The sequence below is a fragment of the Agromyces sp. NPDC057679 genome (genome assembly GCF_042799635.1).
In the GTDB taxonomy this organism is placed as follows: domain Bacteria; phylum Actinomycetota; class Actinomycetes; order Actinomycetales; family Microbacteriaceae; genus Agromyces.
On record NZ_JBHVIK010000003.1, the window covers coordinates 84,442 to 98,886 of the forward strand.

13 protein-coding genes are annotated in these 14,445 nt (G+C 71.1%); all 13 read left to right on the top strand.

All coding sequences use genetic code 11. From position 1 onward, the window contains the following. Positions 1-71 precede the first annotated feature (71 nt). The 13 genes from murC to ACFVAJ_RS13340 all read left to right on the top strand — a co-directional run bounded on the left by murC (position 72) and on the right by ACFVAJ_RS13340 (position 14,423). Positions 72-1,472: a UDP-N-acetylmuramate--L-alanine ligase gene (murC, locus tag ACFVAJ_RS13280; protein WP_376944819.1), complete on the top strand. Its 1,401-nt coding sequence runs from the start codon at positions 72-74 to the stop codon at positions 1,470-1,472. A 13-nt stretch (positions 1,473-1,485) separates the two neighbouring features. Beyond that, positions 1,486-2,571 (top strand): FtsQ-type POTRA domain-containing protein, encoded by a 1,086-nt coding sequence (locus ACFVAJ_RS13285; RefSeq protein WP_376944821.1) that lies wholly within the window; start codon positions 1,486-1,488, stop codon positions 2,569-2,571. A gap of 181 nt (positions 2,572-2,752) precedes the next feature. Next, entirely contained in the window at positions 2,753-3,967 is a 1,215-nt protein-coding gene (gene ftsZ / locus ACFVAJ_RS13290) for a cell division protein FtsZ (protein ID WP_157424338.1), read from the top strand. Then, on the top strand, positions 3,964-4,635 hold the full coding sequence (locus tag ACFVAJ_RS13295) for a YggS family pyridoxal phosphate-dependent enzyme (RefSeq protein WP_376944823.1): 672 nt from the start codon (positions 3,964-3,966) through the stop codon (positions 4,633-4,635). Before ftsZ ends, ACFVAJ_RS13295 begins: the two co-directional genes overlap by 4 nt. Before the next feature lie 33 nt (positions 4,636-4,668). Continuing rightward, a complete protein-coding gene (locus ACFVAJ_RS13300; protein WP_376944825.1) occupies positions 4,669-5,157 on the top strand; it encodes a cell division protein SepF in 489 nt (162 codons plus the stop codon). 6 nt (positions 5,158-5,163) lie between these two features. Beyond that, positions 5,164-5,478: a YggT family protein gene (locus ACFVAJ_RS13305; RefSeq protein ID WP_376944827.1), complete on the top strand. Its 315-nt coding sequence runs from the start codon at positions 5,164-5,166 to the stop codon at positions 5,476-5,478. Between the two features lie 117 nt (positions 5,479-5,595). Next, positions 5,596-6,267 carry a DivIVA domain-containing protein gene (locus ACFVAJ_RS13310; protein WP_376944829.1) on the top strand — a complete coding sequence of 224 codons (672 nt, stop codon included), beginning with the start codon at positions 5,596-5,598 and terminating at the stop codon, positions 6,265-6,267. Continuing rightward, on the top strand, positions 6,257-6,883 hold the full coding sequence (gene lspA / locus ACFVAJ_RS13315) for a signal peptidase II (RefSeq protein ID WP_376944831.1): 627 nt from the start codon (positions 6,257-6,259) through the stop codon (positions 6,881-6,883). The genes ACFVAJ_RS13310 and lspA overlap by 11 nt, the downstream gene beginning before the upstream one ends. Beyond that, positions 6,883-7,803 (top strand): RluA family pseudouridine synthase, encoded by a 921-nt coding sequence (locus tag ACFVAJ_RS13320; RefSeq protein ID WP_376944833.1) that lies wholly within the window; start codon positions 6,883-6,885, stop codon positions 7,801-7,803. Before lspA ends, ACFVAJ_RS13320 begins: the two co-directional genes overlap by 1 nt. 152 nt (positions 7,804-7,955) lie before the next feature. Then, positions 7,956-11,423: a DNA polymerase III subunit alpha gene (gene dnaE / locus ACFVAJ_RS13325; RefSeq protein ID WP_376945831.1), complete on the top strand. Its 3,468-nt coding sequence runs from the start codon at positions 7,956-7,958 to the stop codon at positions 11,421-11,423. A gap of 47 nt (positions 11,424-11,470) precedes the next feature. Next, complete coding sequence (hisD, locus tag ACFVAJ_RS13330; protein WP_376944835.1) at positions 11,471-12,778, top strand: histidinol dehydrogenase; 1,308 nt, start codon at positions 11,471-11,473, stop codon at positions 12,776-12,778. 78 nt (positions 12,779-12,856) lie between these two features. Beyond that, a complete protein-coding gene (nrdR, locus tag ACFVAJ_RS13335) occupies positions 12,857-13,330 on the top strand; it encodes a transcriptional regulator NrdR (protein ID WP_376944837.1) in 474 nt (157 codons plus the stop codon). Between the two features lie 37 nt (positions 13,331-13,367). Further along, complete coding sequence (locus ACFVAJ_RS13340; RefSeq protein ID WP_376944839.1) at positions 13,368-14,423, top strand: quinone-dependent dihydroorotate dehydrogenase; 1,056 nt, start codon at positions 13,368-13,370, stop codon at positions 14,421-14,423. Positions 14,424-14,445 lie beyond the last annotated feature (22 nt).

Below are 14,445 nucleotides of genomic sequence, written 5' to 3' on the forward strand. Positions count from 1 at the left end.
CGGCCCTCGAACATCCCCCCGGTCGTCGTGCGACGACCCGACCGACCAGCACCGAGGAAGAGCACCCGAACGTGACCATCAAGCCCGATCTCTCGATCCAGATCCCCGCCGAGCTCGGCGCCGTTCACTTCGTCGGCATCGGGGGCTCCGGCATGAGCGGCATCGCACGGCTGTTCCTCGACGCCGGCCACCGGGTGACGGGGTCCGATGTGCGCGACTCGGCGAACATCGCCGCACTCCGTGAGCTCGGCGCCGAGATCGCGATCGGCCACGCGGCCGAGAACCTCGGCGACGCCGAGGCGGTCGTGGTCACCGGCGCCCTCTGGCAGGACAACCCCGAGTACCGGCTGGCGCTCGAGCGCGGGCTGCCGGTGCTGCACCGCTCGCAGGCGCTCGCGTGGCTCATCTCGGGACAGCGCCTCGTGTCGGTCGCCGGCGCGCACGGCAAGACCACCTCGACGGGCATGATCGTCACGGGCCTCCTCGCCCAGGGCGCCGACCCGAGCTTCGTCAACGGCGGCGTGATCGAGGGCCTCGGCGTCTCCTCCGCGGCGGGCGCCGACGAGCTCTTCGTCGTCGAGGCCGACGAGTCCGACGGCTCGTTCCTCCTCTACGACACCGCGATCGCGCTCATCACGAACGTCGACCCCGATCACCTCGACCACTACGGCTCCCGCGAAGCCTTCGAGCAGGCCTTCGTCGACTTCGCCGACCGTGCGAGCGAGCTCGTCGTCGTCTCCTCCGACGACGCCGGCGCGAAGCGGGTCGCCGAGCGCCTGTCGCACTCGAACGTCGTCACATTCGGTGAGGCGGCGGATGCCACGGTGCGGGTCCACTCCATCGAGACCGACGGACCCGTGGCGTTCTCGATCGCGTACGACGGCGTCGACCACCGCGCGCAGCTGCTCGTGCCGGGCAAGCACAACGCCATCAACGCCGCCGGCGCGTTCGCCGTGCTCGTGGGGCTCGGCTTCGACCCCGCGGCATCCCTCGCGGGCATCGCCCGATTCGCCGGCACCGGCCGCCGATTCGAGCTGCACGGCGTCGTGGGCGGCGTGGCCGTCTACGACGACTACGCGCACCACCCGACCGAGGTGGCCGCCGCCCTCGCTGCGGCGCGCACCGTCGTGGGCGAGGGGCGCATCATCGCGGTGCACCAGCCGCACACGTACAGCCGCACCCAGGCCTTCGCGAAGGAGTTCGCCGAGGTGCTGGAGGAGTTCGCCGACGAGACGGTGGTGCTCGACGTCTACGGCGCGCGGGAGGACCCGGTGCCCGGCGTGACCGGCGCGCTCGTGAGCGAACGCTTCGCCGACGCCTCGCACGTCGCCTTCGTGCCCGACTGGCAGGAGGCGGCCGACCACACCGCGCGCATCGCCCGCGAGGGCGACTTCGTGATCACCCTCGGCTGCGGCGACGTCTACCGCATCGTCCCGCAGCTGCTCGGCTCGCTCGAGCGGGAGCGCGGATGACGGTGGTCCGCTCGTGAAGCGGCCGCAGGGCTTCGAGGCGCGGCCGCCCCGGCGGCCGTCGCTCGGCGGGCCGGCGCCCTCGCAGGCCGGGCCGGCGGCCGGCGCCCAGGCGCCGCAGTCGCGGGATGCCCGCGGCGGCGACCGGGTGAGCACCGAGCCGATCGCGGTCGTGGCCGGCGCGGGCGCCGGTGTCGGTGCGGCGGGTTCGCGTGCGTCGCGCGACCATCAGGAGACCGTGCCGCTCGACGATCTCCGCCGCGGACTCGCCGCGGAAGGGTCGCCGAGCGAGGCGCCGCAGGACGCCACGGCTCCGACCCCGGAGCCGGCGGTCGACGAGAAGAGCGCGCGACGAGCCCTGGCCGCGGCCGAGCGCGAGCGTCGCCGCTACGAGAAGCAGGAGGTGCGGCGCTTCACGAAGCGGTCGCGCCGGCGCCGACTCGTCTGGGCGGTCGTCGGGGGAGCGCTGGCGCTGCTCGTGGTGGTCGTGGTCGGCGGGGCGTACTCGCCGCTCATGGCCTTGCGCGAGGTGCGCGTCGAGGGAGCCGCCCGCATTCCGCCGGAGCAGATCGTCGCGGCGTTCGACGGCGAGCTCGGAACCCCGCTGCCGCTCGTCACGCGCGAGGACGTGCATCGGGCCCTCGCCGACTTCCGCCTGATCGAGACGTACTCGACCGAGACGATCCCGCCCGGGACCCTGGTCGTGCGCATCGTCGAGCGGACGCCGGTCGGCGTCATCGAGACCGCCCGCGGCCTCGAGCTCGTCGACGGCGCGGGGGTCGTCATCGACCGACCCGAGTCGCGTCCGGACGGGCAGCCGCTCATCGAGACCCCGGGCGGCACCGCCTCGGACGGCTTCCGGGCGGTCGCGGCGGTCGTGCGCAGCCTGCCTGCGGAGGTCAGGGCACTGCTCGTCGGCGCGTCGGCGGAGACGGCCGACGACGTGCGGCTCGAACTCGCCGGGGGAGTGCCGGTCGTGTGGGGCGGATCGAACGATTCGAGCACGAAGGCCGCGGTGCTCGCGCGCCTGATGGCGGTCGCACCGCCCGACACCGTCTCGGGGTACGACGTCTCGTCGCCCGAGAGCGCGGTCACCTACTAGCGCGGAGGCCCTGCGCGAGGTCGTCGGAGGCTTTCTCGGCGGTCGGATCGCGACACGCCGAGCCCGCCTTGCGCGGCGCGCGCGGTGCTCCTCGTACCGTCATCACAGGAATTGCATACTCAGCAAAACTTTAACCTTCGACTAGAGGTTCAGGGTTCAGAGTTCGCACGGAAGGCCGGACATGTCGACAAACCAGAACTACCTCGCCGTCATCAAGGTGGTCGGTATCGGCGGTGGCGGCGTCAACGCCGTCAACCGCATGATCGAACTCGGCCTCCGCGGAGTCGAATTCATCGCCATCAACACGGATGCGCAGGCGCTGCTGATGAGCGACGCCGACGTCAAGCTCGACGTCGGCCGCGACCTCACCCGCGGGCTCGGCGCGGGCGCGGACCCCGAAGTCGGCCGTCGCGCCGCCGAGGACCACGCCGAGGAGATCGAGGAGGCGCTGGCCGGCGCCGACATGGTCTTCGTCACCGCCGGCGAAGGCGGCGGCACGGGCACCGGCGGCGCTCCCGTCGTCGCCCGCATCGCGAAGTCGATCGGTGCGCTCACCATCGGTGTCGTCACGAAGCCCTTCGGCTTCGAGGGCAAGCGCCGCCAGACGCAGGCGGAGCAGGGCGTCGCGCGCCTGAAGGAAGAGGTCGACACCCTCATCGTCGTGCCGAACGACCGCCTGCTCGAGATCAGCGACCGCGGCATCTCGATGCTCGAGGCGTTCGCGACCGCCGACCAGGTGCTCCTCGCCGGTGTGCAGGGCATCACCGACCTCATCACCACGCCCGGGCTCATCAACCTCGACTTCGCCGACGTCAAGTCGGTCATGCAGGGCGCCGGTTCCGCACTCATGGGCATCGGCTCCTCGAGGGGGGCCGACCGTGCCATCAAGGCCGCCGAGCTCGCCGTCGCGAGCCCGCTGCTCGAGGCGTCGATCGACGGCGCCCACGGCGTGCTGCTCTCGATCCAGGGCGGATCGAACCTCGGCATCTTCGAGATCAACGACGCGGCGAGGCTCGTGCAGGAGGCGGTACACCCCGAGGCCAATATCATCTTCGGCGCCGTCATCGACGACACGCTCGGCGACGAGGTGCGCGTCACCGTCATCGCCGCCGGCTTCGACGGCGGCGAGCCGAACGCGAAGCCGGTCGAGGCGCGTCGGACGAACTTCGTCCCCGCGGCGGCCGCCGCGGTCGGCGCGGGAGTCGGCGGCACCGGCTCGCTCGGAGATGCGCTCGGCGGGGACGTCGCGGAGGTCATCGCCGAGATCGACATCGACGAACTCGTCGAGACGGCGAACTGGGGCGAGGCGCAGAGCTCGAGCGCCGACCAGATCGTCACCGACCCGGCCTTCGACGACAACGACGACGACCTCGACATCCCCGACTTCCTGAAGTGAGCGGGCTCGGCTACCGCCTCGCGGCCGTCCAGGCGGGCGTCGCGGACGCCGCGCGCGAGGCGGGCCGCGAGGCATCCGAGATCACGACCATCGTCGTGACGAAGTTCCACCCGGCCTCCCTCGTGCGCGAGCTCGCCGCGCACGGCGTGCGCGACATCGGCGAGAACCGGCACCAGGAGGCGCAGGCGAAGGCCGCGGAGCTCGCCGACCTCGAGCTCCGCTGGCACTTCATCGGGCAGCTGCAGAGCAAGAAGGCGAAGCAGGTGCGCGCCTACGCCTCGGCGATCCACTCGGTCGACCGGCCGGCGCTCGTCGACGCGCTGCGCTCCGACGAGGCATCCATCGACTGCTTCGTGCAGGTGAACCTCACCGACGATCCCGGCCGGGGCGGCGTCGCGCCCGACGGGCTCGAGGAGCTCGTGGAGCGGGTGCTCGGCACGCCGGGACTGACGCTGCGCGGGCTCATGGCGGTCGCCCCGCTTGATGCACCGGCACGTCCCGCGTTCGCCCGGGTGCGCGAGCTCTCCGAGCGGGTCGTCCGGCTCGCACCGGATGCCCGCGATCTGTCCATGGGGATGTCCCACGACTTTCGCGAGGCGATTCTGGAGGGTGCGACACACCTCCGGATCGGGAGCGCAATCACCGGGAATCGGCCGGCCGCCGGTTAACCTCGAAGAGACGGAACACAGACGGAGGCATCGATGTCGAACCCGCTCAAGAAGACCATGGTCTACCTCGGACTCGCCGATGAGGAGCTCGAGCACGAGGCTCCCCACGCGCAGCCGCAGGCTGCGGCGGCACCCGCTCCGGTCGTGCACGCCGCCCCGGCCCCCGCGCCGAAGACCGGCGCCGCGGTGACCCCGCTGCGCAAGCACCACGTCCAACCGAGCACCCCGCAGGCGGAGATGAACGAGATCCTGACCGTCCACCCGCGTCAGTACCGCGACGCGCAAGTCATCGCCGAGTCCTTCCGTGAGGGCGTCCCGGTGATCATCAACCTCTCGCAGATGTCCGATGCCGACGCGCGCCGTCTCATCGACTTCGCGAGCGGCCTCTCGCAGGGCCTCTACGGCAAGATCGAGCGGGTCACGAGCAAGGTGTTCCTGCTCTCGCCCGCGCACGTGGTCGTCTCGGGGGAGACGGGCGATGCGGAGGGCGACGTCGAGGCGTCGTTCTTCACGCACGCGTAGCCGCCCGTGGGCGCGCTGCTCGTCGTCTGGAACCTCCTGTACGCACTCCTCCTCATCTACTTCTTCGTGATGTGGGGGCGTTTCGTCCTCGATCTCGTGCGGGCGTTCAACCGCTCGTGGCGCCCGAAGGGCTTCTGGCTCGTCGTCGTCGAGGTCGTGTACAGCATCACCGATCCGCCGGTGAAGTTCTTCCGGCGGATCCTCCCGCCGATCCGCATCGGGCAGGTGGCACTCGATCTCGGGTGGAGCCTCGCGATGCTGGTCGTCATCCTCGCCATGACCATCGTGTCGGGGCTGGCCGCGGCAGCCGCCGCGGCCTGAGCATCTCCTGCGATCGTGACAAGCCGAGACGATCGGCGCTCACGACTCACAGGTGGTGTTTGCTACCGTTAGCAGAACGTGATCGAACCGATCGAACAGATTTGAGGGTGGAAAGCCATGGCGCTAACTCCGGAAGATGTGGTCAACAAGCGCTTCCAGGCGACGAAGTTCCGGGAGGGCTACGACCAGGACGAGGTCGATGACTTCCTCGACGAGGTCGTCGTCGAACTGCGTCGTCTGAATCAGGAGAACGACGAGCTGCGCCAGCGTGTGGCGGCGGCCGAGGCCCGTGCCGCGGAGGCCGCGCAGGCGCCCGCCGCCGCTGCGCCGGCACCGGCCGCGGTGTACACCGAGCCGGCCGCGCCGCCCCCCACCGTCGCCGTGCCGACGCAGGCCCCGGCCGTGCAGTCCGAGCTCGACGAGCAGACCTCGACCACGAACCTCCTGCAGCTCGCCCGCCGCCTCCACGAGGAGCACGTGCGCGAGGGCATCGAGAAGCGCGATGCGCTCATCGCCGAGGGTCACGCCACCGCCGCGCGCGTCGTCGCCGAGGCCGAGGCCAAGCAGCGTCAGCAGATGGGCATCCTCGACCAGGAGCGCGTCGCGCTCGAGAAGCGCGTCGACGAGCTCCGCACCTTCGAGCGCGACTACCGCGCGAAGCTGAAGAGCTACATCGAGGGCCAGCTGCGCGACCTCGACACCGCCGCCCCGGTGCAGGTGTCGGGCAACCAGGGCTTCTCGGCCCCCGCCGAGCAGCCGGCACCGACCTTCCAGGGCTTTGGCGGCTGAGCCGGCCGCGAAGGTCGGCACCACCACCGCCCTGCTGGTCCTGGCCGGCGCCGCGATCGCGGCGTACGGCCTCGACCAGTTGAGCAAGTTCCTCGTCGTCTCGAACCTCACCGAGGGTGAGATCGTGCCGGTGCTGGGCTCCGTGCTCCAGTGGCAGTTCGTGCGCAACCCCGGCGCGGCATTCTCCCTCGCGAGCGGCATGACGTGGATCTTCACGATCCTCGCAGCCGGCGTGATCACCTTCATCATCTGGTTCGCCCGGCGCATCCGTTCGATCGCGTGGGCGCTCGTGTTCGGGCTGCTGCTCGGCGGGGTGCTCGGCAACCTGACCGACCGGCTCTTCCGCGAGCCGAGCTTCGGCCTGGGCCATGTGATCGACTTCATCTCCACGCCGTGGATGCTTCCGGCGATCTACAACGTCGCCGACATCGCGATCGTGTCGAGCATGGTGCTGTTCATGATCCTGACGATCCGCGGCGTCGGGCTCGACGGTTCGCGCGAGGTCCGCCCCGCGAAGAACGCACCGGATGCCACGGCGCCGGCCTCGGCCGACGACGACGCCCCTGAGGCGCCCCGGCCTCCGGCCGCGGACCCGCTGCGCGCGCACGAGGCCTGATGGAGCATCGTTCGTTCCCCGTCCCCGACGGGCTCGACGGCTCGCGGGTCGACGCCGGGCTCGCGAAGCTCCTCGGCTTCTCGCGCACCCTCGCCGCCGAGATCGCCTCGGCCGGAGGCGTCAGCGTCGACGGCGCGACGGTCGACAAGTCCGACCGGCTGCGCGCCGGAGGCTGGCTCGAGGTGAGCTGGGAGCCTCCGCGCACGCTCGCGGTCGAACCGATCGCGGTGCCCGAGCTCGGCATCGTCCACGACGACGACGACCTCGTGGTGGTCGACAAGCCCGCCGGCGTCGCCGCACACCCTTCGCTCGGCTGGACGGGCCCGACGGTCGTCGGCGCCCTCGCCGCGGCGGGGTTCCGCATCTCGACCTCGGGGGCACCCGAACGGCAGGGCGTCGTGCACCGGCTCGACGCGGGCACCAGCGGCCTCATGGTCGTGGCGAAGTCCGAGCGCGCGTACACCGAGCTGAAGCGGCAGTTCCACGATCGCGAGGTCGAGAAGATCTACCACACGGTCGTGCAGGGGCACCCCGATCCGTTCGCGGGCACGATCGACGCCCCCGTCGGGCGCCACCCGCGCTCGGAGTGGAAGTTCGCGGTGACCGCCGACGGCAAGCACGCCGTCACCCACTACGAGACGCTCGAGGCCTTCCCGTACGCGTCGCTGCTCGAGGTGCACCTCGAGACGGGGCGCACGCACCAGATCCGCGTGCACATGGCCGCGCAGCGGCACCCGTGCGCGGGCGACGCCATGTACGGCGCCGACCCGACGCTCTCGGAGCGCCTCGGCCTGACCCGTCAGTGGCTGCACGCGCACGAGCTCTCGCTCACGCACCCCGGCACCGGGCAGTGGACGACCTTCGTCTCCGAGTACCCGGCCGACCTCGCGCACGCGCTCGAGCTGCTGCGCGGCGACTGACGCGATCCGTTCGAACCGCGGGCCGACCGGCTCCGGCGTGGGCGGGTCGGCCTAGACTCGAACACACCCCCAGAACCACCCCGCAGCATCCGAAGAGGAGCCCCGTGGCCGCCGATTCATTCGTCCACCTGCACGTGCATTCCGAGTACTCGATGCTCGACGGAGCGGCCCGGGTGGGCGAGCTGATCAAGGCGGCGCAGGGCGAGGGCATGCCCGCCGTCGCGGTCACCGACCACGGCAACGTGTTCGGCGCCTACGACTTCTGGAAGCAGGCGACCGACGCCGGCATCAAGCCGATCATCGGCACCGAGGCCTACATCACGCCGGGCACCGCGCGCGGCGACAAGACCCGGGTGCGATGGGGCAACGGCGGGGGCGACGACGTCTCGGGTTCGGGCGCGTACACGCACATGACGCTGCTCTCCGAGACGACCGAGGGCATGCACAACCTCTTCCGGCTCTCGAGCCGCGCGTCGATCGAGGGCTACTACTTCAAGCCGCGCATGGACCGCGAGCTGCTCTCGACGTACTCGAAGGGGCTCATCGCGACGACCGGCTGCCCGTCGGGCGAGGTGCAGACGCGGCTCCGGCTCGGGCAGTACGACGAGGCGGTGAAGGCGGCCGCCGACTTCCGCGACATCTTCGGCAAAGAGAACTACTTCGCCGAGATCATGGATCACGGCCTGGGCATCGAGCGCCGGATCATGGAGGACCTCCACCGGCTCGCGAAAGACCTCGGGCTGCCGCTCGTCGCGACCAACGACCTGCACTACACCCACGCCGACGACGCGAAGAGCCACGCGGCGCTGCTGTGCGTGCAGTCGGGCTCGACCCTCGACGACCCCAACCGGTTCAAGTTCGACGCCGACGAGTTCTACCTGAAGACCGCGGCCGAGATGCGGCACGTCTTCCGCGACCACCCCGAGGCGTGCGACAACACGTTGCTCATCGCCGAGCGGTGCGACGTGCAGTTCAACACGAGCGCCAACTACATGCCGCGATTCCCGGTGCCGCCCGGCGAGAGCGAAGAGACCTGGTTCGTGAAGGAGGTCGACCGGGGCCTCGCGGTGCGCTACCCGAACGGCATCCCGGCCGAGGTGCGCAAGCAGGCCGACTACGAGGTCGGCGTCATCCTGCAGATGGGCTTCCCGGGGTACTTCCTCGTCGTCGCCGACTTCATCAACTGGTCGAAGGAGCACGGCATCCGCGTCGGACCGGGCCGTGGCTCGGGTGCGGGCTCGATGGCCGCGTACGCCATGCGGATCACCGACCTCGACCCGCTGCAGCACGGCCTCATCTTCGAGCGGTTCCTGAACCCCGACCGCGTCTCGATGCCCGACTTCGACGTCGACTTCGACGAGCGTCGTCGCGGCGAGGTCATCAAGTACGTGACCGAGAAGTACGGCGAGGAGCGCGTCGCGCAGATCGTCACCTACGGCACCATCAAGGCGAAGCAGGCCCTGAAGGACTCGGGGCGCGTGCTCGGCTTCCCGTTCTCGATGGGCGAGAAGCTCACGAAGGCGATGCCGCCGGCCGTCATGGGCAAGGACATCCCGCTCACCGGCATCTTCGACAAGAACCACCCGCGCTACAAAGAGGCCGGCGACATCCGCGCGATCGTCGAGACCGACCCCGAGGCCCGCACCGTGTTCGACACGGCGCTCGGCCTCGAGAACCTGAAGCGCCAGTGGGGCGTGCACGCGGCCGGCGTCATCATGTCCAGCGACCCGCTGATCGACATCATCCCGATCATGAAGCGCGAGCAGGACGGCCAGATCGTCACGCAGTTCGACTACCCCGCGTGCGAGTCGCTCGGCCTCATCAAGATGGACTTCCTGGGGCTGCGCAACCTCACGATCATCGACGACGCGCTCGACAACATCGAGGCCAACCGCGGGTTCCGCCCCGTGCTCGAAGACCTCGCCCTCGACGACCCCGAGGCGTACGCGCTCCTCTCGCGCGGCGACACGCTCGGCGTGTTCCAGCTCGACGGCGGGCCCATGCGGGCGCTCCTGCGCCTCATGAAGCCCGACAACTTCGAGGACATCTCGGCCGTCATCGCGCTGTACCGCCCCGGCCCCATGGGTGCGAACTCGCACACCAACTACGCGCTCCGCAAGAACGGCCTGCAAGAGATCACGCCGATCCACGCCGAGTTCGCGGAGTCGCTGAAGGACATCCTCGACACGAGCTACGGCCTGATCATCTACCAGGAGCAGGTCATGGCGATCGCGCAGCGCGTCGCCGGCTTCTCGCTCGGCCAGGCCGACATCCTCCGCCGTGCGATGGGCAAGAAGAAGAAGTCCGAGCTCGACAAGCAGTACGAGGGCTTCTCGAACGGCATGAAGGCAAACGGCTACTCCGAGGAGGCGATCGGCAAGCTCTGGGAGATCCTGCTGCCGTTCTCCGACTACGCCTTCAACAAAGCGCACTCCGCCGCCTACGGCGTGCTGAGCTACTGGACGGCGTACCTCAAGGCGCACTTCCCGGCCGAGTACATGGCGGCCCTGCTCACGAGCGTCGGCGACGCGCGCGACAAGCTCGCGCTCTACCTCAACGAGTGCCGCCGAATGGGCATCAAGGTGCTGCCGCCCGACGTCAACGAGTCGATCGGCTTCTTCGCGGCCGTCGGCGACGACATCCGGTTCGGGCTCGGCGCCGTGCGCAACGTCGGCTTCAACGTCGTCGACGCGATCCGTGCCGCGCGCGACGAGAAGGGGCGCTTCGAGTCGTTCCACGACTTCTTGAAGAAGTCGCCCCTGCCGGTGGCGAACAAGCGCACCGTCGAGTCGCTCATCAAGGCCGGGGCCTTCGACTCGCTCGGGGCGACCCGGCGGGCGCTCGTCGAGATCCACGAGGGTGCGGTCGAGTCGGCGGTGGGGGAGAAGCGCGTCGAGGCGACCGGCCAGGCCGGCTTCGACTTCGACTCGCTGCTCGCCGAGCACGAGGAGGCGCCGCCGTCGCTCGTGCCCGACCGACCCGAGTGGGCCAAGCGCGACAAGCTCGCCTTCGAGCGCGAGATGCTGGGGCTCTACGTCTCCGACCACCCGCTCGCCGGGCTCGAGGCACCCCTCGCCAAGCACGCCTCGACGACGATCACCGACCTCATGGGCTCGGACGCCACGCAGGACGGCGACACCGTGACGATCGCCGGTCTCGTGACGAGCGTGCAGCACCGCGTCGCGAAGGCCTCGGGCAACCAGTACGGCATGATCCAGGTCGAGGACTTCTCGGGCGAGATCACGGTCATGTTCATGGGCAAGGCGTACCAGGAGTTCGCCCCGGGCCTCCAGGCCGACTCGATCGCCGTCGTGCGCGGACGGGTCAGCATGCGCGACGACGGCATGAACCTGCACGCGTACAGCGTGTTCACCCCCGAGCTGGGCCAGGGCGACGAGAGCGGTCCGGTGATGATCTCGCTGCCCGAGCAGCGGGCGACGACCGAGACCGTCACCGCGCTCGGCGACGTGCTCATCAGGCACCGGGGCGACACCGAGGTGCGGCTGAAGCTCGTCCGCGGGCGCAGCGCCCGGGTCTTCGAGCTGCCGTACCCGGTGAAGGTGAGCGCCGACTTCTACGGCGAGCTGAAGAGCCTGCTCGGGCCGAACTGCCTCGTGTGACGCCCGCCCGACGGAGGCGCACGGGCGCTCGCTAGGCTTGATGGGCCATGCGTACCATCGACCTCCGCGGAACCCGTCCCTCCACGACCGAGCTGCTCGCGCTCGTGCCCCGCGCCGCGACCGACGTCTCGGCCGCGCTCGAGCCGGCTCGTGCGCTCATCGACGCTGTTCGCGAGCACGGCGAGTCCGCGCTCCTCGACCAGGCCGAGCGGTTCGACCGGGTGCGGCCGTCGTCGGTGCGGGTGCCCGCCGAGGAGCTCGAGGCGGCCCGCGACGCCCTTGCGCCCGAGATCCGCGACGCCGCCCTCCGCACCATCGAGCGCGTGCGCGCCGCGAGCGCCGCACAGGTGCCGGCGCCCGAGCGCACGGTGCTCGGCGACGGCGCGGTCATCGAGCAGCGCTGGCAGCCGGTCGCCCGGGTCGGTCTCTACGTGCCGGGCGGCAAGGCCGTCTACCCCTCGAGCGTCGTCATGAACGTGGTGCCGGCGCAGGCCGCCGGTGTGCGCTCGATCGCCCTCGCCTCACCGCCGCAGGCCGAGTTCGGCGGGCGCGTGCACCCGACGATCGCGGGCGTGGCGGCGCTCCTCGGCATCACCGAGGTCTACGCCATGGGCGGCGCGGGCGCGATCGGCGCCTTCGCCCACGGCGTGCCCGAGCTCGGCCTCGAGCCCGTGCAGCGCGTCACCGGCCCCGGCAACGTCTTCGTGGCCGCCGCCAAGCGGCTCGTCCAGGGCGTGACGGGCATCGACGCCGAGGCCGGGCCCACCGATATCCTCGTGATCGCCGACGACGCGGCCGACGCCGACTTCGTTGCCGCCGACCTCGTGAGCCAGGCTGAGCACGACGAGCTCGCCGCCTCGGTGCTCGTCACCGACTCGGCCGAGTTCGCCGCGCGGGTGGTCGCCCGCCTCGAGGCTCGGGCCGACGCGACGAAGCACCGCGAGCGGGTGCGGCAGGCCATCGACGGCGTGCAGTCCGCCATCGTGCTCGTCGACGACCTCGAACAGGCGGCCGACTTCGCGAACGCCTTCGGCGCCGAACACCTCGAGATCCAGGTGCGCGACGCCGACGCGGTGCTCGCGCGCATCGAGAACGCCGGCGCCATCTTCGTCGGCCCCTACTCGCCGGTGAGCCTCGGCGACTACGCGGCGGGCTCGAACCACGTGCTGCCCACGGGCGGCCAGTCGCGATACGCCGCGGGGCTCTCGGCCGCCACCTTCCTGCGCCCGCAGCAGGTCGTGCGCTACGACGAGCAGGCGCTCCGCGAGGTCGCCCCGGTCATCGCGGCCCTGTCGGCGGAGGAGGACCTGCCGGCCCACGGCGAGGCGGTCACCGCGCGTTTCGACCGGGCGTGATCGGCGGGGGCGGCCCGGCCGGCGCGACGCGGGGTCGTCGGCGGCGCACCGCCCGCCGCCGCTAGGCTGGGTGACACCATGTACTGCCCGTTCTGCCGCCACCCCGATTCGCGCGTCATCGACTCCCGCACGAGCGACGACGGGCTCTCGATCCGTCGCCGTCGCCAGTGCCCCGAGTGCGGCAGGCGCTTCTCGACGACCGAGACGGCGAGCCTCGTCGTGATCAAGCGCAGCGGCGTCGTCGAGCCGTTCAGCCGTGAGAAGGTCGTGCTGGGCGTGAAGAAGGCGTGCCAGGGCCGGCCCGTCACCGACTCCGACCTCGCGGTGCTCGCGCAGAAGGTCGAGGAGACGATCCGTTCGACGGGCGCCTCGCAGATCGAGGCGAACGATATCGGCCTCGCGATCCTGCCGCCGCTGCGCGAGCTCGACGAGGTCGCGTACCTCCGATTCGCGAGCGTGTACCAGGCGTTCGACTCGCTCGACGACTTCGAATCGGCGATCGAACTGCTCCGCGAGGAGCACGGGCGCCTGCCCGCACGACCGGTCGAGTGACGCGGCAGGGTGCCGCGACCGGTACCCTGAATCCGGCATGTATCGACTTCTCTTCTCCGCGTTCCTCTCCAAGCTCGACCCCGAAGACGCGCATCACCTCGCATTCCGGGTGATCAAGGCGCTGCCGACGCTCGGCGTCGGGCGGCTCGTCGAGCGGTTCACCGCGCCCGACCCCTCGCTCGCGGTCGAGGCGCTCGGACTGCGCTTCCCGTCACCGTTCGGCGTCGCCGCCGGTTTCGACAAGGACGGGTACGCGGTGCTCGGCCTCGGCAACCTCGGGTTCGGCCACGTCGAGGTCGGCACGATCACGGCGATCGCGCAGCCGGGCAACGAGCGCCCGCGACTGTTCCGCCTCGTGCAGGATCGCGCGCTCGTCAACCGCATGGGCTTCAACAACGGCGGCGCGGATGCCGCGGCGGGCCGCCTCTCGCGGCTGTCGCGCCGCACGCACCGCCCGGTGCTCGGCATCAACATCGGCAAGAGCCGCGTCACCGCCGTCGAGGACGCGGTCGGCGACTACGAGCGCAGCGCGAAGCTGCTCGCGCCCTACGCCGACTACCTCGTGGTCAACGTCAGCTCGCCGAACACGCCGGGTCTCCGCGGCCTGCAGGAGCTCGACGCCCTCGCGCCGCTGCTCGAAGCCGTGCGCGCCGCCAGCGGCACCACGCCGCTCCTCGTGAAGATCGCCCCCGACCTCGACGACGCCGAGGTGGTGCGCATCTGTGAGCTCGTCGTGCGCCTCGGCCTCGACGGGCTCATCGCCACGAACACGACGATCTCCCGCGCCGGGCTCCGCACCGAGGCATCCGTCGTCGAGTCGATCGGAGCCGGCGGTCTCTCGGGTGCGCCGCTCGCCGGGCGCTCGCTCGAGGTGCTGAAGCTCGTCCGCCGGCACGTGCCGGCGGAGCTCTGCGTGATCTCGGTCGGCGGCGTCGAGACCGCGGCCGACGTGCAGGACCGGCTCGACGCCGGTGCGACGCTCGTGCAGGGCTACTCGGCGTTCATCTACCGGGGTCCGCTGTGGGCGCGGCAGGTCAACCGCGGGCTGGCGGCGTTCCGCCGTTCGCGCGTGCCGGCGGTCGCCGCGAAGTAGGCGGCGCGGCCCGCGCGCCCCG

Bases quoted from the DNA above. Each gene is read 5' to 3' on its own strand.
- ftsZ (WP_157424338.1), top strand. From the start codon at position 2,753: ATGTCGACAAACCAGAACTACCTCGCCGTCATCAAGGTGGTCGGTATC.
- ACFVAJ_RS13300 (WP_376944825.1), top strand. From the start codon at position 4,669: ATGTCGAACCCGCTCAAGAAGACCATGGTCTACCTCGGACTCGCCGAT.
- ACFVAJ_RS13310 (WP_376944829.1), top strand. From the start codon at position 5,596: ATGGCGCTAACTCCGGAAGATGTGGTCAACAAGCGCTTCCAGGCGACG.
- ACFVAJ_RS13320 (WP_376944833.1), top strand. From the start codon at position 6,883: ATGGAGCATCGTTCGTTCCCCGTCCCCGACGGGCTCGACGGCTCGCGG.
- dnaE (WP_376945831.1), top strand. From the start codon at position 7,956: ATGCTCGACGGAGCGGCCCGGGTGGGCGAGCTGATCAAGGCGGCGCAG.
- hisD (WP_376944835.1), top strand. From the start codon at position 11,471: ATGCGTACCATCGACCTCCGCGGAACCCGTCCCTCCACGACCGAGCTG.
- nrdR (WP_376944837.1), top strand. From the start codon at position 12,857: ATGTACTGCCCGTTCTGCCGCCACCCCGATTCGCGCGTCATCGACTCC.
- ACFVAJ_RS13340 (WP_376944839.1), top strand. From the start codon at position 13,368: ATGTATCGACTTCTCTTCTCCGCGTTCCTCTCCAAGCTCGACCCCGAA.